This is a genomic window from Cohnella baijiui (assembly GCF_020731285.1).
Lineage (GTDB): Bacteria > Bacillota > Bacilli > Paenibacillales > Paenibacillaceae > Cohnella.
The window spans coordinates 1-210 of the sequence record NZ_JAJFOW010000522.1 but is presented as its reverse complement, the minus strand read 5'-3'; the positions used below and the strand labels follow the sequence as shown (position 1 = coordinate 210).

The 210-nt window shown below is 49.0% G+C and carries 1 protein-coding gene; it reads left to right on the top strand.

Annotated elements, in window-relative coordinates:
• Positions 1-210 (top strand): transglycosylase domain-containing protein (locus tag LKX83_RS33640; RefSeq protein ID WP_227887664.1); only part of this gene is annotated, 210 nt, incomplete at both ends.

Below are 210 nucleotides of genomic sequence, written 5' to 3'. Positions count from 1 at the left end.
ATAAGAAAATGATTGGCCAGTTAATCACAGCGGAAGACCGGCGCCTCGTATCGCACAAGGAAGTCTCGCCTCATCTGATTGACGCTATTATTTCTACTGAGGACAAGTATTTCTATGAACACAACGGGATCGTACCATCCGCTATCGCGCGCGCCGCGATTCAGCAAGTTACGAATTCACCCGTTCAAACCGGAGGAAGTACACTTACCC